Annotated in this window: 23 protein-coding genes and 1 tRNA gene; 9 read left to right on the top strand and 15 right to left on the bottom strand. The window is 69.3% G+C overall.

Features of this window, described 5'->3' with window-relative positions; translation table 11 throughout:
• Positions 1–32: 32 nt before the first annotated feature.
• Positions 33–503: a glutathione peroxidase gene (locus CyaNS01_RS00525; RefSeq protein ID WP_186698017.1), complete on the top strand. Its 471-nt coding sequence runs from the start codon at positions 33–35 to the stop codon at positions 501–503.
• Positions 504–509: 6 nt separating this feature from the next.
• Here the strand turns inward: CyaNS01_RS00525 and CyaNS01_RS00520 are convergent, their stop codons facing one another.
• The gene (locus CyaNS01_RS00520; protein WP_186698015.1) at positions 510–839 is read right to left on the bottom strand and encodes an SH3 domain-containing protein; all 330 of its coding nucleotides are present in this window, start codon (positions 837–839) and stop codon (positions 510–512) included.
• Positions 840–2,798, bottom strand: a complete 1,959-nt coding sequence (gene gyrB / locus CyaNS01_RS00515; RefSeq protein WP_186698014.1) for a DNA topoisomerase (ATP-hydrolyzing) subunit B — start codon at positions 2,796–2,798, stop codon at positions 840–842.
• A 151-nt stretch (positions 2,799–2,949) separates the two neighbouring features.
• Between gyrB and miaA the strand changes: the two genes are divergently transcribed.
• Together miaA and infC are read left to right on the top strand one after the other, a co-directional pair.
• Positions 2,950–3,918 (top strand): tRNA (adenosine(37)-N6)-dimethylallyltransferase MiaA, encoded by a 969-nt coding sequence (gene miaA, locus CyaNS01_RS00510; protein WP_370561877.1) that lies wholly within the window; start codon positions 2,950–2,952, stop codon positions 3,916–3,918.
• 75 nt (positions 3,919–3,993) lie between these two features.
• Positions 3,994–4,689: a translation initiation factor IF-3 gene (infC, locus tag CyaNS01_RS00505; RefSeq protein WP_186698012.1), complete on the top strand. Its 696-nt coding sequence runs from the start codon at positions 3,994–3,996 to the stop codon at positions 4,687–4,689.
• A 12-nt stretch (positions 4,690–4,701) separates the two neighbouring features.
• Here the strand turns inward: infC and CyaNS01_RS00500 are convergent, their stop codons facing one another.
• Positions 4,702–5,472, bottom strand: coding sequence for a dienelactone hydrolase family protein (locus CyaNS01_RS00500; protein ID WP_186698010.1), 771 nt, complete (start codon positions 5,470–5,472; stop codon positions 4,702–4,704).
• 124 nt (positions 5,473–5,596) lie between these two features.
• On the opposite strand from CyaNS01_RS00500, the gene CyaNS01_RS00495 reads away from it, so the two are divergent.
• On the top strand, positions 5,597–6,586 hold the full coding sequence (locus CyaNS01_RS00495; RefSeq protein WP_186698008.1) for a GntR family transcriptional regulator: 990 nt from the start codon (positions 5,597–5,599) through the stop codon (positions 6,584–6,586).
• 9 nt (positions 6,587–6,595) lie between these two features.
• Here CyaNS01_RS00495 and CyaNS01_RS00490 read toward each other — a convergent pair.
• Positions 6,596–6,667: transfer RNA gene (locus tag CyaNS01_RS00490), tRNA-Gly, on the bottom strand.
• 121 nt (positions 6,668–6,788) lie between these two features.
• Between CyaNS01_RS00490 and cysE the strand changes: the two genes are divergently transcribed.
• On the top strand, positions 6,789–7,538 hold the full coding sequence (gene cysE, locus CyaNS01_RS00485; RefSeq protein ID WP_186698006.1) for a serine O-acetyltransferase: 750 nt from the start codon (positions 6,789–6,791) through the stop codon (positions 7,536–7,538).
• Positions 7,539–7,541: 3 nt separating this feature from the next.
• Here the strand turns inward: cysE and secA are convergent, their stop codons facing one another.
• From secA to rfbA, 6 genes are all read right to left on the bottom strand, one after another.
• A complete protein-coding gene (gene secA / locus CyaNS01_RS00480; RefSeq protein ID WP_186698004.1) occupies positions 7,542–10,415 on the bottom strand; it encodes a preprotein translocase subunit SecA in 2,874 nt (957 codons plus the stop codon).
• Positions 10,416–10,534: 119 nt separating this feature from the next.
• Positions 10,535–11,440 (bottom strand): N-acetylmuramoyl-L-alanine amidase, encoded by a 906-nt coding sequence (locus CyaNS01_RS00475; RefSeq protein WP_186698002.1) that lies wholly within the window; start codon positions 11,438–11,440, stop codon positions 10,535–10,537.
• A 131-nt stretch (positions 11,441–11,571) separates the two neighbouring features.
• A complete protein-coding gene (rfbB, locus tag CyaNS01_RS00470) occupies positions 11,572–12,675 on the bottom strand; it encodes a dTDP-glucose 4,6-dehydratase (protein ID WP_186698000.1) in 1,104 nt (367 codons plus the stop codon).
• A complete protein-coding gene (gene rfbD, locus CyaNS01_RS00465; protein WP_225875713.1) occupies positions 12,672–13,688 on the bottom strand; it encodes a dTDP-4-dehydrorhamnose reductase in 1,017 nt (338 codons plus the stop codon). Before rfbD ends, rfbB begins: the two co-directional genes overlap by 4 nt.
• Positions 13,685–14,269, bottom strand: coding sequence for a dTDP-4-dehydrorhamnose 3,5-epimerase (gene rfbC, locus CyaNS01_RS00460; RefSeq protein WP_186697998.1), 585 nt, complete (start codon positions 14,267–14,269; stop codon positions 13,685–13,687). The genes rfbD and rfbC overlap by 4 nt, the downstream gene beginning before the upstream one ends.
• A complete protein-coding gene (gene rfbA / locus CyaNS01_RS00455) occupies positions 14,259–15,194 on the bottom strand; it encodes a glucose-1-phosphate thymidylyltransferase RfbA (protein WP_186697996.1) in 936 nt (311 codons plus the stop codon). The genes rfbC and rfbA overlap by 11 nt, the downstream gene beginning before the upstream one ends.
• Here rfbA and CyaNS01_RS00450 point away from each other — a divergent pair.
• Positions 15,193–15,696, top strand: coding sequence for a GNAT family N-acetyltransferase (locus CyaNS01_RS00450; RefSeq protein WP_186697994.1), 504 nt, complete (start codon positions 15,193–15,195; stop codon positions 15,694–15,696). The genes rfbA and CyaNS01_RS00450 overlap by 2 nt on opposite strands.
• Positions 15,697–15,756: 60 nt before the next feature.
• Here the strand turns inward: CyaNS01_RS00450 and CyaNS01_RS00445 are convergent, their stop codons facing one another.
• The 3 genes from CyaNS01_RS00445 to psbZ all read right to left on the bottom strand — a co-directional run bounded on the left by CyaNS01_RS00445 (position 15,757) and on the right by psbZ (position 17,133).
• A complete protein-coding gene (locus CyaNS01_RS00445; protein WP_186697993.1) occupies positions 15,757–16,302 on the bottom strand; it encodes a hypothetical protein in 546 nt (181 codons plus the stop codon).
• Between the two features lie 95 nt (positions 16,303–16,397).
• Complete coding sequence (ribH, locus tag CyaNS01_RS00440) at positions 16,398–16,877, bottom strand: 6,7-dimethyl-8-ribityllumazine synthase (protein WP_186697991.1); 480 nt, start codon at positions 16,875–16,877, stop codon at positions 16,398–16,400.
• A gap of 67 nt (positions 16,878–16,944) precedes the next feature.
• A complete protein-coding gene (gene psbZ, locus CyaNS01_RS00435; RefSeq protein WP_186697989.1) occupies positions 16,945–17,133 on the bottom strand; it encodes a photosystem II reaction center protein PsbZ in 189 nt (62 codons plus the stop codon).
• 215 nt (positions 17,134–17,348) lie between these two features.
• Between psbZ and mutS the strand changes: the two genes are divergently transcribed.
• Positions 17,349–20,138, top strand: a complete 2,790-nt coding sequence (mutS, locus tag CyaNS01_RS00430; RefSeq protein ID WP_186697987.1) for a DNA mismatch repair protein MutS — start codon at positions 17,349–17,351, stop codon at positions 20,136–20,138.
• Here mutS and CyaNS01_RS00425 read toward each other — a convergent pair.
• Complete coding sequence (locus CyaNS01_RS00425) at positions 20,123–20,824, bottom strand: precorrin-8X methylmutase (protein WP_186697985.1); 702 nt, start codon at positions 20,822–20,824, stop codon at positions 20,123–20,125. The genes mutS and CyaNS01_RS00425 overlap by 16 nt on opposite strands.
• A 32-nt stretch (positions 20,825–20,856) precedes the next feature.
• On the opposite strand from CyaNS01_RS00425, the gene holA reads away from it, so the two are divergent.
• Positions 20,857–21,906 carry a DNA polymerase III subunit delta gene (gene holA, locus CyaNS01_RS00420; RefSeq protein WP_186697984.1) on the top strand — a complete coding sequence of 350 codons (1,050 nt, stop codon included), beginning with the start codon at positions 20,857–20,859 and terminating at the stop codon, positions 21,904–21,906.
• A 60-nt stretch (positions 21,907–21,966) separates the two neighbouring features.
• Positions 21,967–23,850: an aspartate kinase gene (locus CyaNS01_RS00415; protein ID WP_186697982.1), complete on the top strand. Its 1,884-nt coding sequence runs from the start codon at positions 21,967–21,969 to the stop codon at positions 23,848–23,850.
• Here CyaNS01_RS00415 and uvrB read toward each other — a convergent pair.
• A complete protein-coding gene (uvrB, locus tag CyaNS01_RS00410) occupies positions 23,813–25,819 on the bottom strand; it encodes an excinuclease ABC subunit UvrB (protein WP_304523749.1) in 2,007 nt (668 codons plus the stop codon). The two genes, CyaNS01_RS00415 and uvrB, sit on opposite strands and share 38 nt — an antisense overlap.
• Positions 25,820–25,871: the final 52 nt, after the last annotated feature.

The following is a 25,871-nucleotide window of genomic DNA, read 5'->3' as shown; positions in this document are numbered from 1 at the left end:
GCTAGTGTTCGGCCTCCGGAACTCCAGCCAGCATGAGCGTGAACGTGAGCGATGTGGTGGTGCGCGACGCCGCCGGCCGCGAGCGCCGCCTGGGCGAGTGGGGCGGCCAGGTGCTGCTGATCGTGAACCTGGCCAGCCGCTGTGGTTTCACCCGCCAGTACGCCGGGCTCCAGAAACTGAACGAGACCTACGGCCCCCAGGGCCTGGCCGTGCTCGGCTTCCCCTGCAACGACTTCGGGGCCCAGGAGCCCGGCACCCTCGAAGAGATCCAGCAGTTCTGCTCCAGCACCTACGGCGCCAGTTTCACCCTGTTCGACAAGGTGGCGATGGCGGAAGACCCTTACACCACCCTCACCCAGGCGGAGCCGAGCGGGCCCGTGGCCTGGAACTTCGAGAAATTCCTGGTGGGCAAGGACGGCACGGTGCTGGCCCGCTTCAAGAGCGGCGTGGAACCCGAGGCCGGTGAGCTCACGGCGGCCATCGAAGCGGCCCTGGCCGCCTGATCCTGATCAGCCCGGCAGCCAGCCCCGACGCTGGCCGCCCGGGCTGGCCAGCTCCACCTGCAGCCAGCGTTCGCCGTCCTGGCGCGACCAGGCGCGCAGCACCCGCAGCGGCTCGCCGGCTGCCGCCGCAGTGATCGTGGGCGCCTGGCGCTCGGGAGCGCAGCGCAGCGCCAGGGGAACTGGGCTGAGCAGGGGTTCGCGGCTGCTCTGACGACGGCGCAGCTCAGGCATGCGCCAGTCGCCGCCCCCGGCGGGCAGGCCAGCCGGCGCCACCAGAGCGAATCCCAGCAGGGCCGCCCAGCGCCAGGGTGTGAGCAGGGGTGCGACGGGACCCATTCAGATGTCCAGCTGGGCCAGGTCGAGTTCGGCGCTGTGGGTTTCGATGAACTCGCGGCGGGGCGCCACCTTGTCGCCCATCAGGATCGTGAAGATCCGATCAGCCTCCAGGGCGTCTTCGATTTCGACGCGTTTCATCATGCGGGTTTCGGGATCCATGGTGGTTTCCCAGAGCTGCTTGGGCATCATTTCGCCGAGACCCTTGAAGCGCTGAATGTTGTAGTTGGCCTTCTCGCCAAACTCATCGATGGTGGCCTTGAGATCGGCCTCGTTATAGCAATAAACATGCTTCTTGCCCCTTTCCACTTTGTAGAGGGGTGGGCAGGCGATGTAGATGTAGCCACCTTCCACCAGGGCCTTCTGATAGCGGAAGAAGAAGGTGAGGATCAGGGTGCGGATGTGGGCACCATCCACGTCAGCATCGGTCATGATCACGATGCGGTGGTAGCGCAGATTTTTTTCGTCGAACTCTTCCCCCTTGATGCCCAGGCCCAGGGCGGTAATCAGGGCCTGGATCTCCGTGTTCTTGTAGATCTTGGCATCGTCTGTTTTCTCGATGTTGAGGATCTTGCCTCGCAGCGGCAGGATCGCCTGGAAGCGGCGGTCGCGGCCCTGCTTGGCGGAGCCTCCGGCCGAATCCCCCTCCACGATGTAGATCTCAGACTCGGAGGGATCACGGGAGGAACAGTCGGAGAGCTTGCCGGGCAGGGTGGAACTCTCCAGCACGCTCTTGCGGCGTACCAGCTCGCGGGCGCGGCGGGCGGCCTCAGCGGCATTAAAGGCCTGGATTGCCTTCTCGAGGATCAGGTCGATCACGGAGGGGTTGAATTCCAGGAATTCGCCCAGGGCTTCTCCCACCAGGGTGTCGACGATGCCGCGCACCTCGGTGTTGCCGAGCTTGGTCTTGGTCTGACCTTCAAACTCGGGCTCAGGCACCTTCACCGACAACACGGCGGTGAGGCCCTCGCGAATATTTTCACCGGCCAGATTGCTATCGGCATCCTTGCGCTTGCCACGCTTCTTGGCAAACACATTGAGGGTGCGCGTCAGCACCGTCTTGAGCCCCTCGATGTGGGTGCCCCCGTCGACGGTGCGAATGTTGTTGGCGAAGCCCAGGATGCTGTCGGAGTAGGCATCCACGCACCACTGCAGGGCGGCCTCCACCTGAACGCCTTCCTTTTCGGCATTCACATAGATGATGTCAGGGTGCAGAGGGTCTTTCTCCGCATTCATGTAGGCCACATACTCGCGGATGCCGCCTTGATAGAAGTAGATCTCCTCATGGGCTTCGCCGGCGACGTTGCGGGCCGAGCTGCGCTCATCGCGGAAGACGATACGTACGCCGCCGTTGAGGTAAGCGAGTTCGCGCAGCCTCGAGGAGAGGGTGGCGTAGTCGAAGACAATGCCGACCGTGAAGATCTCAATGTCGGGCTTGAAGCACACCGACGTGCCCGTGCGCCCCGCCTCGCCTGGAACGGAGACGAGGGTGCCGATCGGGGCGCCGCGCTCAAAGCGCTGCGTGTGCACCTGGTCTTGGCGGTAAACCTTGACCTCCACCCACTCCGAGAGGGCGTTGACCACGGACACGCCCACCCCGTGCAGGCCGCCGGACACCTTGTAGCCGCCGGAGCCGAACTTGCCGCCGGCGTGCAGCACCGTGAGCACCGTTTCCAGGGCGCTCTTGCCGGTGCGGGGGTGGATGTCGGTGGGGATGCCGCGGCCGTTGTCGGTGACGGCACAGGAGCCGTCGTCGTTGAGCACCACCAGGATCTGGTCACAGTGGCCGGCGAGGGCCTCATCCACGGCGTTGTCCACCACCTCGTAGACGAGGTGGTGGAGGCCCCGGGGCCCGGTGGTGCCGATGTACATCCCGGGTCGCTTGCGCACCGGTTCCAGGCCTTCAAGCACCTGGATCTGCTCGGCGCCGTACGCGGCCTGAACTTTCGTGGCTTCGCTCATGCGGGGGGTGCTTTCCAGGGGTCGGGCAGAGGCGGCGACTCGCCCTGGACAAGAGGGGGTGAGAAGTGGTGAAACCCCTTCTACGGTGGGCAATCTACCATCGCCAGCCCACCCGCCAGGGGGTATGAGGGCCACCTGGCACTGTGGGGAAATGGCCCTCGATGCGCCCCTGCCAACCAGCGCTGATCGCCCCGCTGAGCGTCCCGACCAGCGGCCCCTGGTGATTGCCCTGCTGGGTCCCACCGCCAGCGGCAAGACCGAGCTGGCCATCGCCCTGGCTCAGGCCCTGAACCTGGCCGTGCTGAACGTGGATTCCCGCCAGCTCTACCGCGGCATGGACGTGGGCACCGCCAAGCCCACTGCCGCCCAGCAGCGGCAGGTGCGCCACGAACTGCTGGACGTGAGCGACCCCGATCAGCCCCTCAACCTCGAGCAGTTCCGGCGCCTGGCCGAACCCCTGATCGCCCGCGAACACCAGCGTCTCCAGCAGCGGGGCGCCATGGCCCTGCTGGCCGGGGGCAGCGGTCTCTACCTCAAGGCCCTGCTGCAGGGGCTGCGGCCGCCGGCCGTGGCACCCCAGCCGGCCCTGCGCTCCCAGCTCAGCGCCCTTGGTCAACCCACCTGTCACCAGCTGCTGCGGGCCAGCGATCCGGCCAGCGGGGCCAGGATCGCCGCCGCTGATGCCGTGCGCACCCAGCGGGCCCTGGAAGTGCTCTATGCCACGGGCCAGCCCCTCTCCAGCCAGCAGGGCAGCTCACCCCCGGCCTGGAGGGTGCTGGAGCTGGGCCTCGACCCCGCCGACCTGCGCAGCCGCATCAGCGCCCGCACCGAGGCCATGTACGCCCAGGGGCTGGTGGCCGAAACGGCAGCTCTGATCGGCCGCTACGGGGCCGGGCTGCCCCTGCTCGACACGATCGGCTACGGCGAAGCGCGGCAGCTGCTGGCGGGCAGCCTGAGCGAGGCCGAAGCCCAGGCCCTCACCACCCGGCGCACCCTGCAGTTCGCCAAGCGCCAGCGCACCTGGTTCCGCCGGCAACACCGCCCCGTGTGGCTGAGCGGCCACGAAACCGACCAAAGGCTGGAGCAGGCGTTGCAGCAGGTCGAAGCCGTTCTAGGGTGAAAGGTGTGCTTGTGAGGGGCTGCCAGAGCCCTGCACCCGACAGACCCCTCACCCCCCAGATCCTCACCCCACTGAATGCCCCGTCCCCGTTTTGACCGCCGTGCTCCCGTTCGGGAGCTGCCCAACATCAATGAGCGCATCAACTACCCCCAGCTCAGGGTGGTCGACGCCGACGGCAGTCAACTGGGAGTGATCACCCGCGAGGCGGCCCTGGATGTGGCCAAAGACCGGGAGCTTGATCTGGTGCTAGTGAGCGAGAAGGCCGATCCGCCCGTGTGCCGGATCATGGACTACGGCAAGTATAAGTTCGAGCAGGAAAAGAAAGCCAAGGAAGCCAAGAAGAAGTCGCATCAAACGGAGGTCAAAGAAGTGAAGATGCGCTACAAGATTGACCAGCACGATTATGATGTGCGTATCGGCCAGGCTTCCCGCTTTCTCAAGGCCGGCGATAAAGTGAAGTGCACGGTGATCTTCCGGGGGCGCGAGATTCAGCACACCGCCCTGGCGGAGGTGTTGCTGCACCGCATGGCCCGCGATCTGGAGATGGCGGCTGAAATCCAGCAGCCCCCCAAGCGGGAGGGGCGCAACATGATCATGTTTCTCACCCCGCGCAAGGCGGCGGTGCCCAAGCCGGGCTCGGCCCCTGCTGCGGGCAAGCCCGCCACTCCCAAGCCGGTGCCCGTCAAGACAGCCGCTCGGGTGGTGACCAGAACCGTCGAGTCCAGAAACGCGGAACCCCCAGGCGGCGGATCCAGCCCGGCGACGCCCTAGTGCAGCAGCGGCTCAGCCCAGGCGGCGGGCGAACAGCTCCAGCATCAGCCGCCAACCCTCGGCCGCCGCTGAGGGGTTGTGGTCGGCGCGCTGCTCGCACATGTAGCCGTGGCCGGCGCCGGGGGCCAGCACCAGACGGCGCAGGCGAGCCGGATCGCGGCGGCTGTCGGCCTCGAGGGCGGCGGCGATGGCCTGCCGCTCCGGCTCAGGCATGAGCGGATCGTCTTCCCCGCAGAGGCAGAGCAGATCCCCGGAGATCCCAGGCAGCTGCTCCAGGCTGGGCGGTCCACCCCCGGGGCGGAACACCGAGACCCTGGCGCCATAGAAGTCGCAGGTGGCGGCCACCCCCTCCAGGCCGGCCACCAGCAGGGCCAGGTGGCCGCCGAAGCAGAAGCCCACACAGCCCACAGGGCGGCCCTCCAACCCGGGCTGGCCCTGCAGCCAGGCGATGGCGCGGCGGGCGTCTTCGAGGCAGCCGGCGGCCGTCACCTGGTCGCGGTGCCGGCGGCCGAGCTCCAGGCCGGCGGCGTCGTAGCCCACCTCGAACTGCGGCGCGGTGCGGGCAAAGATCGGCAGGGCCAGGGCGGCATAGCCCTCGGCCGCCAGGCGGTCGGCCACGCTGCGCACCCAGGCATTGACACCGAACACCTCAGGCAGCACCAGCACGGCAGCCCGGGGGGCGCCGCTGGCCGGCCGCGACCACCAGCAGCGCAGGGACGGCTGGTGGTCGCCCGGCAGCTGCTGCCAGGCCGAGAGCACCGGGCGGGAGGCGGAATCAGCCATCGGCAAGAGGCAGTTCAGGGGGATTCTGACCACGAACCGGCACAGCTCCGTATGCCAACGGGGGGATTGTCCGCAGGGCTCAGGCTCCGTAAGGTGAGCCCCTGCTCCCCTGGTTCACTCCTGCGTGCGATTTCACATCCAACAGGAAAGCGATATCCCGGCGTCGACCCAGCTGTACAACCAGATCTGCTTCGCGATCGCGGCGCGTCACTACCCCCCGGGCCACCGCTTGCCGAGCACGCGCCAGCTGGCCATGCAGACCGGTCTGCACCGCAACACGATCAGCAAGGTGTATCGGCAGCTGGAAACCGACGGCGTGGTGGAAGCCATGGCGGGCTCCGGCATCTACGTGCGCGACCAGCAGAAGCCGCGTGAGATCAAGCCACCGCCCGGCCCCCGCAACCGGGTGCTGCCGGACGCGGAACGCCAGGTGCGTGAGAGCATTGACGGCCTGCTGAACGGGGGCTGCACCCTGCAGCAGGCCCGCGACATGCTGACCCGCGAGATCGACTGGCGGCTGCGCTGTGGCGCCCGAGTACTGGTGAGCACGCCACGGGAAGACATCGGCGCCTCCCTGCTGATCGCCGAAGAGCTTGCGCCCAGCCTCGAGGTGCCGGTGGAAGTGGTGCCGATGGAAGAGCTGGAGGGTGTGCTGGAAACCTCCAACAACGGCACGGTGGTGACCAGCCGCTACTTCCTGCAGCCGGTGGAGGCGATCGCCAAGCGCCATGGGGTGCGGGCGGTGCCGGTGGATCTCAACGACTTCCACCAGGAGCTCAACCTGCTCAAGGAGCTGCGCTCCGGCAGCTGCGTGGGCCTGGTGAGCATCAGTCCGGGGGTGCTGCGGGCCGCCGAGGTGATCCTGCACAGCCTGCGGGGCAATGAGCTGCTGGTGATGACCGCCAATCCCGACACCGGCAGCCGCCTGCTGGCGCTGCTGCGGGCGGCGGGCCATGTGCTCTGCGACCGGCCGAGCCTGCCGCTGGTGGAGCAGAGCCTGCGCCAGAACCGCTCCCAGCTGATGCGCATGCCCGTGGTGCACTGCGCCCAGAGCTACCTCGGCGGCGCCACCATCGACCAGCTGCGCAAGGAGATCGGCGTGCTGGCCGCCTGAGGGCTGAAAAGCGGATGAAGAGATTCGAACTCTCGACCCTCTCCTTGGCAAGGAGATGCTCTACCACTGAGCTACATCCGCAATCCCGAACGGCCTGCGGCTGAAACCGCTGACGGGACTGGGCCGGCGACGCCGACCAGCTGATCATGCACGAGCGGGTGCCCCTCGGTCAAACGCCTCCAGGGTCCGGCAGGATGCCTGCATGCTCAAGGCAATCCAGGCCGACCTGGCGATCATCAAGGATCGGGATCCTGCCGCCCGCGGGGTGCTGGAGATCCTGTTGTGTTATCCGGGGCTGCATGCCCTGGTGCTGCATCGCATCAGCCACCGGCTCTGGAGCACCGGGCTGCCGATCCTGCCGCGGCTGCTCAGCCAGTTGGGCCGCCTGCTCACCGGCATCGAAATTCACCCCGGCGCCCGGATCGGCCATGGCGTGTTCATCGACCACGGCATGGGCGTGGTGATCGGTGAAACCACTGAGGTGGGCAACAACTGCCTGCTGTATCAGGGCGTGACCCTGGGCGGCACGGGCAAGGCCCACGGCAAGCGTCACCCCACCCTGGCGGAGAACGTGGTGGTGGGGGCGGGCGCCAAGGTGCTTGGCGCGATCACGGTGGGCGCCAACACCCGCATCGGCGCCGGCTCCGTGCTGCTGCGGGACGTGGGCCCGGACAGCACGGTGGTGGGCATTCCCGGCCGGGTCGTGCACCAGAGCGGCGTGCGGGTGGATCCCCTGGCCCACTCCGCCCTGCCGGACACCGAGGCCCGCGTGATCCGCAACCTGATGGAGCGGATCGACAACCTGGAGGGGGAGCTGGCCCGGGCCCAGGCCTGCCTGCGGGAGATCGCCGCCGGGCGGCCGCTGCCTGACCCCTGCCGCGGCGAGGCCCAGAGCCTCAAGGACCGCGAGATCCTCGAGTTCCTGGGCGACAACCCCGGCACCACCCGCTAGCGCTCAGACGGTGGCGCGCTGGGGTGCAGGCGCCGGCTGGAACATGAACATCGAGTAGATCACGTTGCGGCGCATCTGGGTCATCATCTCGAGGAACATGTCGTAGCCCTCGTTCTTGTATTCGATCAGCGGGTCTTTCTGGCCGTAGCCGCGCAGGCCCACCGACTCCCGCAGGGCATCCATCGCCTGCAGGTGCTCGCGCCAGAGGGTGTCGATCTGCTGCAGGATGAAGAAGCGCTCGGCCTGGCGCATCAGGTCTGGGCGCTGCTGCTCGATCTGACCCTCCTTGATGTCATAGGCATTGCGCATCTGCTCCTGCAGGAAGGCCTTGAGCTCCTCGACCCCCAGGCCCTGGAGCTGCTTGGGTTCAAGGTCTTCGAGGAGATAGATGAACTCCTTCACCTTCTCCACCAGGCGGCTGAGATCCCACTCTTCCGGCGGCAGATCCGGATTCACGTAGGCCTCCACGATGTCGTCGATGGTGCGTTCGCCATAGCCGATCACCTGTTGCTTGAGCTCACGGCCCTCCAGCACCCGGCGGCGTTCTGTATAAACCGCTTTGCGCTGATTATTCATCACTTCGTCATACTCAAACACCTGCTTGCGGATGTCGTAGTAGTAGGTTTCCACCTTCTTCTGGGCGCCCTCCAGCGAGCGGGTGAGCATCCCGGATTCAATCGGCATGTCTTCCTCCACGCGGAACGCGTTCATCAGAGAGGCCACCCGGTCGCCGCCGAAGATGCGCAGCAGGTTGTCTTCCAGTGACAGGAAGAAGCGGGTGGAGCCGGGGTCGCCCTGGCGGCCGGCGCGGCCGCGCAGCTGGTTGTCCACCCGGCGGGATTCATGGCGTTCGGTGCCGATCACATGCAGGCCACCGGCCTCCCTGACCCGGCCCTCCTCCTGCTTCACCACGGCGTCGTAGGTGGCCTTCACGGCCGTGATGCGCTCGCGCAGCAGGGCGACCTGCGGATCCTCGGTGGGGGCTTTCTCGGCCGCCTGGGCGATGCGATCTTCCAGTTCCAGCACGCTGAGGGCGCGATCGCCCCAGGCCTTCACCAGCTCCCGGGCCAGGGCGGCCAGGGCCTGGTCCTCCTCCTCGGGCAAGGAACAGGGGTAGAGGGCTCCGATGGCGCGGGCTTCCGAGGGGGCGCTGCCGTTGCGGGCGCCGGCGGCCTGGCCCTTGCCGGCGCCGAAGCCGGCCGCCTCGGCGGAGCGCTGCAGCGGCACCGGCGGGCGGTGCCCCTCCTCAGGGCGCACCAGCACAGGCAGCAGCACCTCGCGCAGCTTCAGGCGGGCCATGTAGTCGCTGTTGCCGCCGAGGATGATATCGGTGCCGCGGCCGGCCATATTGGTGGCGATCGTCACGGCGCCGGCACGGCCCGCCTGGGCCACGATCTCCGCTTCCCGCTCCACGTTCTCGGGCTTGGCGTTAAGCAAGTTGTGGGGCACCTCCTGCTCGGCCAGCAGGGCTGAGAGCAGCTCCGATTTCTCCACACTGGTGGTGCCCACCAGCACCGGCCGGCCGGAGTTGTGCACCTCGGCGGTTTCCAGGGCGACGGCGCGCCACTTGGCGGTTTCGGTCTTGTATACCTGGTCGGTCCAGTCAGCCCGGGACCGGGGCCGGTTGGTGGGCACGATGGCCACTTCGAGCTTGTAGGTCTTCTCGAACTCCACCTCTTCGGTCTTGGCCGTGCCGGTCATGCCAGCCAGGCGCGGATAGAGCAGGAAGAAGTTCTGATAGGTGATCGAGGCCAGGGTCTGGGTTTCGGGCTGGATCGGCAGAGCTTCCTTGGCCTCAATGGCCTGGTGCTGGCCGTCGCTCCAGCGGCGACCGGGCATCACCCGGCCTGTGAACTCATCGACGATCACGGCATCCTGACCACGCACGATGTAGTTCACATCCTTGATGAACAGCTCCTTGGCCTTGAGGGCATTGTTGATGTAGTGGGCCCAGGGGTCGGCGGGATCAAAGAGATCGCTCACCCCCAGCATCTGCTCAGCCTTGGCGAAGCCCTCATCGGTGAGCGTGCAGCTGCGCTGCTTCTCGTCCAGCTCGTAGTCGCCCTCGGGATCGATGCCGTCCTTGCCGAGCTCCGCCGCCCGCTCCAGGCGGGCGGCCACTTCGGCGGCCTTCTGGTATTTCTCCTGGGGACGCTCCACCTGGCCGGAGATGATCAGGGGCGTACGGGCCTCGTCGATCAGGATCGAGTCGACTTCGTCGATGACGCAGTAGTGAAAATCGCGCTGCACCACCTCGGCGATGTCGGTGGCCATGTTGTCGCGCAAGTAATCAAAACCCAGCTCGCTGTTGGTGGCGTAGGTGATGTCGCAGCCATAGTTCTCCCGCCGATCCGAGGGCGCCATGTCCTGCTGGATCAGGCCCACGGAGAGGCCGAGGAAGCGGTGGATCTGCCCCATCCACTCGGCGTCGCGGCGGGCAAGGTAGTCGTTCACGGTCACCACGTGCACACCCCGGCCGGTGAGGGCATTGAGGTAGCTGGGCAGGGTGGCCACGAGGGTCTTGCCCTCGCCGGTCTTCATCTCGGCGATCTGGCCGTCGTGCAGCACCATGCCGCCGATCAGCTGCACATCGAAGTGGCGCATGCCCAGCACCCGCTTACCGGCCTCGCGCACCACGGCAAAGGCCTGGGGCAGCAGCTCATCGAGCAGCTTGCGCTCCCGGGCCCGCACGGCCTCGGCATTGCCGCCGGCATCACGGGCCTGCTCCAGCCTCTGGCGGAACTCGCCGGTGAGGCGGCGCAGCTCGTCGTCGGAGAGGGGGGCGATCTCCTCCTCCAGCAGGTTGATGTCGGAGACAACCGGCTGGTAGCGCTTCAGCTTGCGGGCATTGGGGTCACCCAGCAGGAGCTTGAGCATGGAGGGAAGCCGGCACGCAGGGAAGTCAGCCTACCGAGGGCGGGCTCGGCGGAGCTCCAGAAGGCCGTACCACGGCCAGCGGCGCCCGCTCTGGATGGCCTGCGGGGGAGCCTCACCGCTCATCCGCCGCGCCTCTCCAGCAGCACGAACGGATCAAACGTGACGCTGATGCCGAACTCCTCGGCGAACTCCAGCACCCGACACCAGGCCCGGTTCTCCCGCAGGATGCCGCGCAGGATCACCGGGGCATTGCCGCTCTGCAGGGTCATCTCAAACAGGGGCCAGCCCACCGAGGGCTGCACCTGATCCTCCCGAAAGCTGGGCACCACATCGAGGCTGCCCACGAGGATGCGGCGCCGGCTGGCCTCCCAGGCATAGGGAATCTCGTAGGGGGCGAGCAGCTCGGCGGCCAGGGCCCAGGAGCTGCCGGCGGCATCGATCTCCACCGCCAGCTCCTGGCCGCGGGCGGGCATGGTGGCGGCCCGGCGAAAGACCAGCGCTGCCTCGGAGGACTGCAGCGGCAGCTCGGGGGGGAGCTGGGGCGCCGCCAGCACGCTGCGGATGCGCTGCCGGAGTTGGTCCCCGCCGGTGGGCGGGCCGTTCCGGGTGAGCTGCAGGAAGTCCCAGCGCTCGCCGGTGCCGCCCCAGATCACCGGACCGTAGTTCTCATGCATCCACTGGCCATCGCGGTTGGAGGCGGCCTCGGCATGGGTCATCACCCGCTCGATGCCGATGTCGGCCGCACCCCAGCCCCAGCTGCGGGCGACCTGGGCGGCCTCGCGGCAGAGGGCCTCCAGCTGGGCTTCGGTGGGGGGCAGCGTCCAGGGATCGGGGCGGCCGCCCATGCAGGCACAGGAAAGGGCCACGGCATTGCTGTTGCGGCGCCAGGTGTGGGCCGGCAGATCGATGCTGTAGGCATGCAGCCTGTGCAAGCGGCCATCGCCGCCGATGATCGTGTGATACAGCCCGGAGCGCACCCAGCTGTAGGAGGTGGCGGCCCAGTGCAGGTAGATGGTGGCCGGCATCGGCGGAAGCGCGCGCAGGAGCGCTGCGAAAGGGGCTGCAGCGCCACTTCAGACCGTAGCCACAGCCCATCCCAAGGCCTCCAGTGACTGGATTGATTAGCGGTGCCTGGTCAGCGGGCTCAGCTGAGCCCCTACCCCACCAACCCCAGCCGTCCGCCGGTGTAGCCGCCGCGCTCGCGCACGGCCGTACACCAGCCCTGCTGCTCCAGATACCAGCGCACCGTGGCCTCCAGGCCCGCCTCGAAGCTGTGGCGCGGCTGCCAGCCCAGCTCGCCGCTGATGCGGGCCGGGTCGATGGCGTAGCGGCGATCATGCCCGGGGCGGTCGGTGACCGGGGTGATCAGGCGGGCGTGGGGGGCACCGGCCGGACGCAGCTGATCGAGCAGGGCGCAGATCGCCACCACCACCTGCTTGTTGGTGCGTTCGCCGTGGCCGCCCACGCAATAGCTGCGGCCCAGCTCGCCCTGGGTGGCGGCCAGCAGCAGGGCGTCCACGTGGTCCTCCACATAGAGCCAGTCGCGCACGTTGGCGCCGTCGCCGTAGAGGGGGATCGGCTCGCCGGCGGCGGCCTTGAGGATCACCACCGGGATCAGCTTCTCGGGGAACTGCCAGGGGCCGTAGTTGTTGGAGCAGTTGGTGAGCACCACCGGCAGGCCGTAGGTGTGGTGCCAGGCGCTCACCAGGTGGTCGCTGGCGGCCTTGCTGGCCGAGTAGGGGGAGCGGGGGTCGTAGGGGGTGGTCTCCGAGAAGCGGCCCGTGGGCCCCAGCGAGCCGAACACCTCATCGGTGCTGATGTGGTGCAGCCGGAAGGCGGCGCGCCGCTCCTCGTTCAGACCCTCGTAGTGGCCCCGCAGGGCCTGCAGCAGGTGGAAGGTGCCGCTCACGTTGCTGGCGATGAAGGCCTCCGGACCCTCGATCGAGCGGTCCACGTGGCTCTCGGCGGCCAGGTGCATGACCAGATCCGGATCGGCCTGGCGTACCGCCGCGGCCGTGGCCTCGGCATCGGTGAGGTCCACCCGCAGCAGCTGGTGGCGGACCCCGGCGCCATCACCGAGCTCATCCAGCACGGCCTCCACGCTGGTGAGATCGCTGGCGTAGCCGCACTTGTCGAGGTTGAACACCGTGGCCTCGCTGTCGCGCAGCAGACGCCGCACCACGGCGCCGCCGATGAAGCCGGCGCCACCGGTCACCAGCACGCGGCGGCGGGGACCGAGCAGGGAGGGGAGGTGGTTCACGGGGGAGCGGCGGCGGGAAACGGAAGGGGGCGGGAAAGGGACGAGGGCAGCTGTTGCAACACCTGGCGCAGGGCCGCGCGCCAGTGGCGGGGCGGCAGCTCGAGCAGGCGGTGGCTGGCGGTGCACTCCAGCAGCGAATAGCTGGGCCGGCGGGCCGGGGTGGGGTAATCGGCCGTGGTGATCGGCCGCACCCGCGCCTGGCGCTGCAGCAGCCCCAGCTCCTGGCCCAGCTCGCCGATGGCCACGGCGAAGTCGTACCAGCTGGCGGCGCCGGCATCGCTCCAGTGCAGCAGGGGCGGCAGGGGCTCGGCCAGGTCGGCCGACACGGCGGCCTTCTCCCCACCGCTGGCCACCGCGATCAGCCGCCAGCAAGCCTCCGCCAGGGTGAGGGTGCTGGTGGGGCAGCCCACCTGGTCGGCCACCACGCCGATCTCCGGCTTCTCGGCGTGCAGGCGCAGCATGGTGAGGCAGAAATTGCGGCCCACCGGGCCATACACCCAGCTGGTGCGCAACACCTGCGCGCGGCCTGCCTCCGCCAGGGCGCTGGCCAGCACCGCCTGTTCACCGGCCGCCTTGCTGGCGCCATACACCCCCAGGGGCGCCAGGGGCTGGTCGGGCCGGTAAGGCGTGCCCTGGCTGCCGTCGAAGACGAAATCGGTGCTCACTTGCAGCAGCCGGCCGCCGCTGCCGGCCAGGGCCTCGGCGAAGGCCGCCGGCGCCGCGGCATTCACGGCGGCGGCCAGCTCCGGCTCGCTCTCGGCCCGGTCCACCGCCGTGTAGGCACCGGCGTTGAGCACCCAGTGGGGGCGCAGCTCCTGCACCAGCTGGCGGCAGGCGGCCGCATCGGCCAGGTCCAGGGCGCTGAGACCCTCGCCGCCGCTGCGGCTGGTGGCGATCAGCTCCAGGCCCGCCGGCGCACTGGCAACCAGCGCCTGGCCCAGCTGGCCGGCGGCGCCGGTGAGCAGCACCTTGAGGGGCTCACCGGCCGGCGGCCACATGGCCGGGTTGCTCATGGGAACAGGTCCCCCGCGGCCAGCTCGGCGAACAGCGGCGCGGCGCCGTCCTTGCCACTCAGCTGGGGCTGGGCCCCGGCCAGGGCCTCCAGGGGCCAGGCGATCGCCAGGGCCGGATCATCCCAGCGGATGGCGCGCTCGCAGTCCCTGCTCCAGAAGTCGGTGGTCTTGTAGAGCACCTCGGCCTCGGGGCTGAGGGTGAGGAAGCCGTGGGCGAAGCCCGGCGGCACCCACAGCTGCTGCTTGTTGTCGGCGCTGAGCAGGGCGCCGCCCCACTGTCCCCAGGTGGGCGAGCTGCGGCGGATGTCCACCGCCACATCGAAGATCTCACCCAGCACGCAGCGCACCAGCTTGCCCTGGGGGTGGGGCGGCAGCTGGTAGTGCAGGCCCCTGAGCACCCCCTGCTGCGAGCGGGAGTGGTTGTCCTGCACAAAGCTCGTGGCGCCCGCGGCGGCATTGAAGGTCTGCTGGTTCCAGCTCTCGTAGAAAAAGCCCCGCTCGTCGCCGAACACCCTTGGGCTCAGCTGCAGCACCCCCTCCAGAACGGCTCCTGAGGCACTGCGCAGCGGCTCAACCTGCATCGTCTGTCTCCAACACCTGCAGCAGATACTCGCCGTAGCCACTCTTGCGCAAGGGGGCAGCCAGGCCGGCGAGCTGCTCAGCGTCGATCCAGCCCATCCGCCAGGCCACCTCCTCAGGGCAACCCACCTTCAGGCCCTGGCGATGCTCGAGCGTGCGGATGTAGCTGCCCGCCTCATGAAGGGAATCGCAGGTGCCGGTGTCCAGCCAGGCCATGCCGCGGCCCATCAGCTCCACCCTCAGCCTGCCCTCCTCCAGGTACTGGAGGTTGAGGTCGGTGATCTCCAGCTCGCCCCGGGCCGAGGGCACCACCCGCCGGGCCCGCTCCACCACGGAGTCGTCATAGAAGTAGAGACCGGTCACGGCGTAGCGGCTGCGGGGCTGGGCGGGCTTCTCCTCGATGCTCAGCACCCGACCCTCGCCATCGAAGGCCACCACCCCGTAGCGCTCCGGATCGCGCACCGGGTAGGCGAACACCGTGGCACCCTGCTGCTGGCCATTGCAGCCCTGCAGCTGGGGGCTGAAGTCCTGCCCATGGAAGAGGTTGTCACCCAGCACCAGGGCAGCGGGAGCGCCGGCCAGGAAGGACTCCCCGATCAGAAACGCCTGGGCCAGGCCATCGGGGCTGGGCTGCACGGCGTAGCTAATGGCCATGCCCCAGCGGCGGCCGTCGCCCAGCAGCCGCTGGAACGGCTCCTGATCAGCGGGGGTGGTGATGATCAGCACCTCGCGGATCCCCGCCAGCATCAGGGTGCTGAGGGGGTAGTAGATCATCGGCTTGTCGAACACCGGCAGCAGCTGCTTGCTCACGGCCAGCGTGATCGGGTGCAACCGGGTGCCGCTGCCTCCGGCCAGAACGATGCCCTTGCGCTGCTGGATCAAAGCGTCGGGGTGACTGGGAGGATGTTGCCATGGTGTTGTTGCCATGGTCGCGATCCAGCTGCTTCGCCATGCTCCCGGCGCCCCAGGCCTGCGCTGGTTCGGCCTCGGCCCCGGCCTGCGCCCCAGCCGCGCCCTGCTCAAGCTGCGGCGCCTGTTCAACCACCACGCCTTCTGGGCCCAGGACCGCAGCTACGCCCAGCTGCGCACCCTGCTGGCCGGCAGCCCCGTGGTGGTGAGCCTGTGGCGGGGCAAGCGGCTGGTGGGCTTCGGGCGGGCCAGCAGCGATGGCGTCTGCCGGGCCGTGCTCTGGGACGTGGTGGTGGCGGGCGATCTGCAGGGGCGGGGCCTGGGCCGCCAGGTGGTGGCGGGCCTGCTCAGCGATCCGCGCCTGCAGCGGGTGGAGCGGGTGTATCTGATGACCACCAACAGTGCCGGCTTCTACGAGCAGCTCGGCTTTCACAGGGTGGAGAGCCAGCAGCTGTTGGCGCACCATCCCCTGGAGACCTCGCCCTCCCAACGGGTCGGACCCGGCCCTGAGCAGGTCTGATGGCCTGCCAAGCAGGCCTGCTGGTCAACCAGCAGGCCTGCGCCGAGAAGGAGACGGTGCTCAGTGGCTCACAGCCTTGAGGTCCTGCACGGTGCCGGTGTTCGAGACCAGACAACGATACTTTTGATTGGTTGATCCTCCACGCTCCCCAATCGCCCGGACAACCACCACAGAATTGGGTTTTTCATACTTGGTTCGCGTGACCTGCAGGTCACGAACATTACCTCCATAGAGATCATTGACACGGGCCATGCAGGCCGACTTCGACTGCTCACTCACGGCCGCACCGGCGTGGCCGTGGGAGGAACCAGAAGAAACCATGGTCAGCTCTTGCACTTGGCCACGATTGGAGACCAGACACTTCCAGGATTCCGCCTTGTTCGTGCCGCGGACCCGTAGGGCCTTGACCATCACGATGGAGTTGGCCTCGGAAAACTCACTGCTGGCCACCTTCAGATCACCAACGTTGCCTCCATAGTTTGAATTCACAGCCGTCAGACAAGCTGTGGTTGCGGCCGCTGGCACCTCAGCCGCCCTGATGCTGATCGGAGCAGCCATCACCAAACCCGAGGCGGCAAGCACTGCCATCCCGATATCAACTTTCATGGCGTTGCCTGAGTGTTTCAGCTTGCAAGGTACCAATCCATGCGGCCACTGCAAGATGTTCGCCAGGGCACATCAGTCAGTCTGGAAAGCAACCCCTAGCCGGGCAGGCCTGCCATCAGGCTGCCCATTTCGAGCGCCTGCAGGCCATAGCTCCAGCCCAGGTTGCTCTTGATGCCGGCCCGCTCCAGGGCCTGCTGCATCGTGTCGGTGGTGAGCACGCCAAAGATCACCGGCACACCGCTCTGGCGGCTCACCGCCGCCACGCCCTTGCTCACCTCGCTCACCACCACATCGAAGTGGGGCGTATCGCCGCGGATCACAGCCCCCAGGGTGACCACCACCTGATAGCGGCCGCTTGCTGCCAGGCGCTGGGCCACCAGGGGGATCTCAAAGCTGCCGGGCACCCAGGCCACATCCAGCTGGGCGCTGCTGGCGGAGGTGTCGATGCCATGGCGACCAAGGCAGTCGAGACAGCCGCTCAGCAGCTTCGCTGTGACCAGATCGTTGAAGCGGGCCACCACCACGCCGATCCGGAGGGACTCGGCACCGACGAAGCGGCCCTCGAAAATTGCCACAGGCAGGCGCCACAGCAGTGACGCGGCAAGGTGGCTTCAGGGTAGAAGGCGCGCTGCTGAGGCGGCTTCAGACCACGAAGTAGCTCATGCCCCAGTTCACCAGCACCAGGGCCAACCAGGCGATGCCACCGATCAGGATCAGACGGTTGGAGCGGCCACTGTCTTCGCTGGTGGCGTAGAGCACGGGCACCGCCACGATCAGGGCGAAGGACATCACCACCAGGGCCAGAACGGTGAGCGTGTTGAGGATCTGCATGGATCTGCGGCGTCGCCGGGCCGGTCAGTGCCGGGATTCTCACACGCAGGCCCGGGGTCTCCGGCGCGGCCAGCCCCGATCCTTCACAAGTTGTCGGGCTCCGGGATCGGGCAGCTGCGGCCCCGGCGGCGCAGGCAGCCGCAGCGATCGACCTACGATCAAATGGCCTCCAGCGCAGCGCCGTGGCCGCGGAAGCCGACCAGCAGCTTTCGCTCATGCCCGAGCCCGTCCTGCAGGGCTCCCTATTCGCCGAGATCCAGGGCCCGGGGCAGGCCGGTGCCAGCGGCGAGGCCGCAGCTGGGGACACTGCGGCAGGCGAGGGAGGCACGGCAGCATCGGACCCGCTTGCCGACGCCGCCGCCCGACCGCGGCAGCGGGCGGCACGAGTCCGCCGAGTAGAGCCTGAGCCCCACGAGGCCGCCAACGCAGACGAAGTCCCCCAGGCCCCTGGCAGCAGCGCTCCGGGGTCCAGCGCTTCAGGTGCGAGCGCTCCGCAGAGCGATCTGCCCCCCTGGCACCACCACAGCCTGGTGGAGCCGGCCCGGCTGCCGCCGATGCTGCGCCACTACGTGCAGCTCAAGCGCGACCACCCCGAGCGGGTGCTGCTCTACCGGCTGGGCGATTTCTTCGAGTGCTTCTTCGAAGACGCCATCACCCTCTCGCGGCTGCTGGAGCTCACCCTCACCGGCAAGGAGGCCGGCAAGGCGATCGGGCGGGTGCCGATGGCGGGCATCCCCCACCACGCCGCTGAGCGCCACTGCGCCGAGCTGGTGCGCCGCGGCTTCAGCGTGGCCCTCTGCGACCAGCTCGAGAGCACCCCCGCCAAGGGCGAACTGCTGCGCCGGGGCATCACCCGCGTGCTCACCCCTGGCACCGTGATCGAGGAGGGGATGCTTGCGGCCCGCCGCAACAACTGGCTCTGCGCCGTGGTGCTGGAGCCGCCGGGCAGCGGCGCCCGCTGGGGGCTGGCGGTGGCCGATGTGAGCACCGGCGAGTTCCGCGTCAGCCAGCAGCAGGGCAGTGATGCCCTGCATCAGGAGCTGCTGCAGGTGGAGGCGGCCGAGGTGCTCTGGCCGGCGGTGGCCAGTGAGGATGCGGCGGCAGCCGCGGCCTGGTGTCCAGCCACCCTGCGGCGCACCGCCCTGCCGCGCACGCCGTTCGAGACGCCCGAGGCCACGGCCACCCTCAAACAGCGCTTCGGCCTGGCCAGCCTGGCTGGCCTCGGCCTGGGGGAGCACCCCCTGGCCCTGCGGGCCGCCGGTGGGCTGGTGGCCTACCTCGATGGCACCCAGAGCGGCCAGGTGCCGCTCGATCCCCCCACCACCTGGCACCCCGACGAGGCCCTGGTGCTGGACGCCGCCACCCGCCGCAACCTGGAGCTCACCCGCACCCAGCTGAGCGGCGCCTTCGAGGGCTCCCTGCTCTGGGCCCTCGATCGCACCCAAACCGCCATGGGGGGCCGCTGCCTGCGGCGCTGGCTGGAGGCGCCCCTGCTGGATCTGGAGAGGATCGAGGCGCGCCAGGCGGCGGTGGGGGAGCTGGTGGGTCAGCGCCCGCTGCGGCTGGCCCTGCGCCGGCTGCTGCGACCGATGGGGGATCTGGAGCGCCTGGCGGGCCGCGCCGGCGCCGGCAGTGCCTCGGCCCGCGATCTGGTGGCCCTGGCCGATGGGCTGGAGCGGCTGCCCCAGCTCGCCGGCCTGCTGCAGCGCTGCGCTGCCGCCCCCCTGGCGGCCCTGGCGCGGCCCTGGCCCAGGCTCGATGCCCTGGCCGAGGACCTGCGCCACGTGCTGCTGGAGACGCCGCCGCTCTCGCTCACGGAAGGGGCCCTGATCCATGACGGCGTCGATCCGCTGCTGGATGGCCTGCGCAACCAGCTCGATGACCAGGACGCCTGGCTGGGCCGCCAGGAGGCCGCCGAACGGGCGGCCAGCGGCATCGCCAGCCTGCGGCTGCAGCACCACCGCACCTTCGGCTACTTCCTGGCGGTGAGCCGGGCCAAGGCCGCCGCCGTGCCTGACCACTGGATCCGCCGCCAGACCCTGGCCAACGAGGAGCGCTTCGTGACGCCCGCCCTCAAGGGCCGCGAGGCCGAGATCCAGCAGCTGCGGGCCCGCGCCGCCGAGCGGGAATATGCGCTCTTCTGCCAGCTGCGCGGCCGGGTGGGCGTGCAGGCGGCCGCCATCCGCCAGGCCGCCCGGCTGGTGGCCGAGCTCGACGCCCTGGTGGCCCTGGCCGAGCTGGCCGCCAGCGGCGGCTACTGCCGCCCACAGCTCAGCGACGGCCGGGAGCTGCAGATCGAGGCCGGCCGGCACCCGGTGGTGGAGCAGCTGCTGGTGGAGGAGCCCTTCACCGCCAACGGCATCGCCCTCGGCTGGGAGGGCCCACAGTCAGCGCCCGACCTTCTGATCCTCACGGGGCCCAACGCCAGCGGCAAGAGCTGCTACCTGCGCCAGACCGGGCTGCTGCAGCTGATGGCCCAGATGGGCAGCTGGATCCCGGCCCGCTCGGCCCGGCTGGGCCTCGCCGATCGCATCTTCACCCGGGTCGGCGCCGGCGATGACCTGGCCGCCGGCCAGTCCACCTTCATGGTGGAGATGGCCGAAACCGCCAACATCCTTCACCACGCCACGGCCCGCTCACTGGTGCTGCTGGATGAGATCGGCCGCGGCACCGCCACCTTCGATGGTCTCTCGATCGCCTGGGCCGTGGCCGAGGAGCTGGCCCAGGGCATCGGCGCCCGCAGCGTCTTCGCCACCCATTACCACGAGCTCAACGAGCTGGCCGAGCTGATGCCCAACGTGGCCAACGCCCAGGTGCTCGTGGAGGAAACCGGCAGCGACCTGCGCTTCCTGCACCGGGTGGTGCCCGGCGGCGCCAGCCGCAGCTACGGCATCGAGGCGGCCCGCCTGGCCGGCATTCCCGCCTCGGTGCTGCTGCGGGCCCGCCAGGTGCTGAGTCGCGTCGAGGCCAACAGCCACGTGCGGGTGGGTCAGGACGCCGCCTGACGGCAGCCGGCCCGCAGCAGGGCGTTGCAGGCCGCGCCCACCAGGGCGGCTCCGCCCCGGGAGCCCTCCAGCCGTACCTGGGCCAGGCCACTGGCGCCCAGGTGACGCTTGCTCTCCGCCACCCCCACGAACCCCACCGGCATGCCGATCACCAGGGCCGGCGCTGGCTCCGCGCCGGCAGCCACCAGCTCCAGCAGACGCTCCAGGGCCGTGGGGGCACTGCCCACCAGCACCACCAGGCCCGGCCCCAGGGCCGCCAGGGCACCCTCCATGCCCACGGCCGTGCGGGTGCTGCCCTCGGGCGCCCGCGCTGGTGCCCAGGCGAGCACGCTGTGCACCGGATTGGCGAAGCTGCGGGCCGCCATCGGCGCCACCGCCGCCGCGGCCATGGCCGTGTCGGTGAGGATGGCGCCGCCGGCGGCCAGGGCGGCGGCGCCGGCGGCGCAGGCCCCCGGGCTGAAGCGCAGATCCGCCGCGATCGAGAGGTCGCCACTGCTGTGGATGCAGCGCTCCAGCACGGCCCGCTCCAGGGGATCGGTGGGGCCGGCCACACCGCGCTCGGCCAGTTCGGCCCGGATCAGCCGCAGGCTCTCGAGAAAAATCGGATGATCCTGGAGGATGGGGGTCTCGATGGAACTCGGGGGGATCGGGCGGGAGTGCTCTGGCCTGACCGCCCTCACAGCCATGGCGCCCTCCAACCCTATGCACCCCCGCCGCCATGCCGATCCACCTGCTCTGGGGCGATGACGACGCCGCCCGGGGCCGGGCCGTGGATGGCCTGATCGCCCGGCTGGTGGACCCCGCCTGGGCCTCGATCAACCTCAGCCGCCTGGATGGCCAGGATCCCGCCCAGGCGGCCCAGGCCCTGGGGGAGGCGCGAACCGCCCCTCTGGGGGCAGGGGCGCGGCTGGTGCTGCTGCAGCGCAGCCCGTTCTGCAACCAGTGCCCCGCCGAGCTGGCCGATCAGCTTGAGGCCACCCTGCCGCTGGTGCCGGAGAGCTGCCATCTGCTGCTGGTGAACACAGCCAAACCCGATGGCCGCCTGCGCACCACCAAGGCGCTGCAGAAGCTGGTGAAGCAGGGCCAGGCCGAGGAGCAGGGCTTCCCCCTGCCGGCGATCTGGGATGGGGCCGGCCAGCTGGAGCTGGTGCAGCGCACGGCCAGGGAGCTGGGCCTGCAGCTGCAGCTCCGTGCCGCCGAGGCCCTCAGCGAGGCCATCGGCAGCGACAGCGCCCGGCTGGCCAGTGAACTGGAAAAGCTGGCGCTCTACTGCCAGAGCGCGCCAGCCGGCTCGGCAGCACCCCAGGCCGACAGGACGATCAGCCTGGAGGCTGTGCAGGCGCTGGTGGGGGGCCAGAGCACCAGCGCCCTGGCCGTGGGCGATGCCCTGCTGCAGGAACGGCCCGCCGAGGCGATCGCCCTGCTGGATGCCCTGATCGAGGCGGGCGAACCGGCGCTGCGCATCGTGGCCACCCTCTCCAGCCAGATCCGGGGCTGGCTGTGGGTGTGCCTGCTGGATCAGCGCGGTGAGCAGGACGTGGCCGCGATCGCCAAGGCCGCCGGCATCGGCAATCCGCGCCGCATCTATGTGATGCGCAAACAGATCAGGGGGATTCCCAGCTCCCGCTTCCTGGCCCTGCTGGCACGGCTGCTGGAGGTAGAGGCCGCCCTCAAACGGGGCACGGCCCCCGGGGATGCCTTCCGCGATGGCTTTCTGCTCGGTGCCGCCGCCCAGCAGCTCACCCCGGCGCAGGGCCGCAGCCGATAATCGGCCGTTGCGATCACCCTGGGCCCCCACCCAAGACCCCACCCCCGATCCCTCACCCCCATGGCCCTGCTGGTTCAGAAGTTCGGCGGCACCTCGGTGGCCGACGTGGCCCGGATCCAGGCGGTGGCCCGCAGGGTGGCCCAGTGCCGTGACGAGGGCCATGAGCTGGTGGTGGTGGTGTCGGCCATGGGCCACACCACCGACGAACTCTCGGGCCTGGCCCGGGCGATCAGCAGCGATCCACCCCAGCGGGAGATGGACATGCTGCTGGCCACCGGGGAACAGGTGTCGATCGCGCTGCTGTCGATGGCCCTGCATGCCGAGGGCGTGCCGGCGGTGTCCATGACCGGGCCACAGGTGGGGATCATGACGGAGTCGGCCCACGGCCGCGCCCGCATCCTCGAGATCCGCACCGAACGGCTGCGGCGCCTGCTGGGTGAAGGCCAGGTGGTGGTGGTGGCGGGCTTTCAGGGCACCAGCAGCGGCCTGGCCGGCACGCCGGAGATCACCACCCTGGGCCGGGGCGGCTCCGACACCTCCGCCGTGGCCCTGGCCGCCGCCCTCGGCGCCGAGGCCTGCGAGATCTACACCGATGTGCCCGGGGTGCTCACCACCGACCCGCGCAAGGTGCCGGATGCCCAGCTGATGACGGAGGTGAGCTGCAACGAGATGCTGGAGCTGGCCAGCCTCGGGGCGGCCGTGCTGCATCCCAGGGCCGTGGAGATCGCCCGCAACTACGGCGTGCCGCTGGTGGTGCGCTCCAGCTGGAGCGAGGCGCCGGGCACCCGGCTCACCAGCGGGGCACCGCAGCCGATCGGGCAGGGCGGCCTCGAGCTGGGCAAGCCGGTGGATGGCGCCGATCTCGAAAATCGCCAGGCCGTGGTGGCGCTCTCGCACGTGCCGGATCGCCCCGGCGTGGCGGCCCAGCTGTTCGAGGCCCTGGGAGCGGCGGCCCTCAACGTGGATCTGATCGTGCAGGCCACCCATGTGGGCACCACCGACGAGGCCTGCAGCTTCACCAACGACATTGCCTTCACCCTGCCCGAGGCCGATCTGGAGCAGGCCCAGCTGGTGTGCCGCGAGGTGCTGGCCGGCATGGGAGCCGAGCTGGGGGCCGGAGCCGCCACCCTCAGCGGCGAAGCGGGGCTGGCCAAGCTGAGCATCTCCGGCGCCGGCATCATGGGCCGCCCCGGTGTGGCGGCGCGGCTGTTCGACACCCTGGCCCGCTACGGCATCAACCTGCGGCTGATCGCCACCAGCGAGGTGAAGGTGAGCTGCCTGGTGGCCGGCGACCAGGGCAGCCGCGCCCTGCGGGCGGCCGCCGAGGCCTTTGAGCTGCAGGAGAGCCAGCTGCGCCACGATCCACCCCCGTGCCACAGCGGCGAGGCGGCCGTGCGGGGCGTGGCCCTCGACACCGGCCAGGCGCAGGTGGCCGTGCGCCAGGTGCCTGACCGCCCCGGCACCGCCGCCGCCGTGTGCAGGGCCCTCGCCGATGCGGGCATCAGCCTCGATGCGATCGTGCAGTCGGAGCGCACCGGCCTCAGCGGCCAGCAGCGCACCCGTGACATCAGCTTCACCCTGAAGCGCGACGACCGCAGCCGGGCCGAACAGGCCCTCGGGCCGCTGCTGGGCCAGTGGCCCGGCTCCCGCTTTGAAGAGGGAGCGGCCATCGCCCGGGTGAGCGCCGTGGGCGCCGGCATGCCATGCACTCCGGGCACCGCCGCGCGCATGTTCCGCTGCCTGGCGGAGGCCGGCATCAACATCGAGCTGATCGCCACCAGTGAGATCCGCACCAGCTGCGTGGTGGCGGCCGACCAGGGGGTGGAGGCGGTTCAGGCGGTGCACCGCACCTTCGAGCTCGGCGGCAGCACCACCCACCGGGCCGAGGGCAGCGAGGCCCCGGAGCTCAGGCCCGGCCCACCAGCTTCTGCCGCAGCCCCTTGATGCGGTCGCGCAGGTTGGCGGCCTCCTCGAACTCGAGGTTCTTGGCCGCCGTTTTCATTCTGTCCTCGAGCTGCTGAATCAGCTCCGGCAGGGAATCGAGGGGAACGGCGTTGTGCTCGGCCTGATCCGTGGCCTGCTCAAGCTGTTCGTCATTGAGGCGCCTCGACACCTCCAGGAAGGCCAGGATGGAATTCCCCGCCCGCTTGCCTGCGGCCGTGGGGGTGATGCCGTGCTTCTCGTTGTAGGCGTGCTGTATGGCACGGCGGCGTTCGGTTTCGCCGATCGCCTTGGCCATCGAATCGGTGAGATTTTCGGCATAGAGCAGGGCCTTGCCCTCCACATGGCGGGCGGCGCGGCCGATGGTCTGGATCAGAGAGCGCTCAGCCCGCAGGAAGCCCTCCTTGTCGGCATCGAGGATCGCCACCAGGGACACCTCTGGCAGATCCAGGCCCTCGCGCAGCAGGTTCACCCCCACCAGCACGTCGTACTCGCCATTGCGCAGATCCTGGATGATCTCGATGCGCTCGATCGAGTGGATCTCGGAGTGCAGATAGCGCACCCGCACTCCGTTCTCGGCCAGATAATCGGTGAGGTCCTCGGCCATGCGCTTGGTGAGCGTGGTCACCAGCACCCGTTCCTGCTTGTCGGCGCGCTGGCGGATCTCGCCGAGCAGGTCGTCCACCTGGCCCTCGGTGGGGCGCACCTCCACCACGGGATCGAGCACGCCGGTGGGGCGGATCACCTGCTCCACCACCTGGCCGCGGCTCTCGGCCAGCTCCCACTGGCCGGGGGTGGCGCTCACGAAGATGGTCTGGCGGGCCTTCTGCCAGAACTCCTCGCCCTTGAGGGGCCGGTTGTCGGCGGCACTGGGCAGGCGGAAGCCGTGCTCCACCAGCACCTGCTTGCGGCTCTGGTCGCCGTTGTACATGGCCTGCAACTGGGAGCAGGTGACGTGGCTCTCATCCACCACCAGCAACCAGTCGTCGGGGAAGTAGTCGATCAGGCACTCGGGCGGGGTGCCGGCCTGGCGGCCGGCGAGGTGGCGGGCGTAGTTCTCCACGCCGTTGCAGTAACCCACCTGCTCCAGCATCTCCAGGTCGTAGATGGTGCGCTGCTCCAGCCGCTGGGCCTCCAGCAGCCGCCCCTGGCCATTGAGCAGATCGAGCCGCTCATGCAGTTCGTGGCGGATCGCGGCGATGGCCTCGGCCAGCCGCTCCTTGGGGGTCACGAAGTGCTTGGCCGGGTAGATGTTGATCGCGTCGAGGCTCTGCAGGATCTCGCCGGTGGTGGGATCCACATAGCGGATCGCCTCCACCTCATCGCCGAACAGCTCAATCCGCACCAGGCGGTCTTCATAGGCCGGGCCGATCTCCAGCACATCGCCCCGCACCCGGAAGCGGCCGCGGGAGATCTCAATATCGTTGCGGGAATACTGGTTGTTGACCAGGTCACGCAGGGAGGCACGCAGGTTGAGCGTGTCGCCCACCTGGAATTTCACCGCGGCCTTGAGGTATTCGCTGGGGATGCCGAGGCCGTAGATGCAGCTGATCGAGGCCACCACGATCACATCGTGGCGCTCGAACAGGGAGCGGGTGGCGGAGTGGCGCAGCATGTCGATCTCTTCGTTGATCGACGCCGTCTTGGCGATGTAGGTGTCGGAGACGGGCACATAGGCCTCCGGCTGGTAGTAGTCGTAATAGGAGATGAAGTATTCAACGGCGTTGTTCGGGAAGAACTCGCGCAGCTCATTGCAGAGCTGGGCCGCCAGGGTCTTGTTGTGGGCCAGCACCAGGGTGGGACGCCCGGTGCTGGCAATCACATTGGCGATCGTGAACGTCTTGCCGGTGCCGGTGGCCCCCAGCAGGGTCTGGTAGCGCTCGCCGGCCTGAACGCCCTGCACCAGCCCGGCGATCGCCGTGGGCTGATCGCCCTTTGGCTGGTAGGGGGCGTGGAGCTCGAAGGGAACCATCATGGTGCCCATTGTTGGCGAGCCGCGCCCGCTACCGCGGTGCCGAGAGCAG

Source organism: Cyanobium sp. NS01 (assembly GCF_014280235.1).
Classification (GTDB): Bacteria; Cyanobacteriota; Cyanobacteriia; order PCC-6307; family Cyanobiaceae; genus NIES-981.
This window is presented reverse-complemented; position numbering and strand designations above follow the sequence as displayed.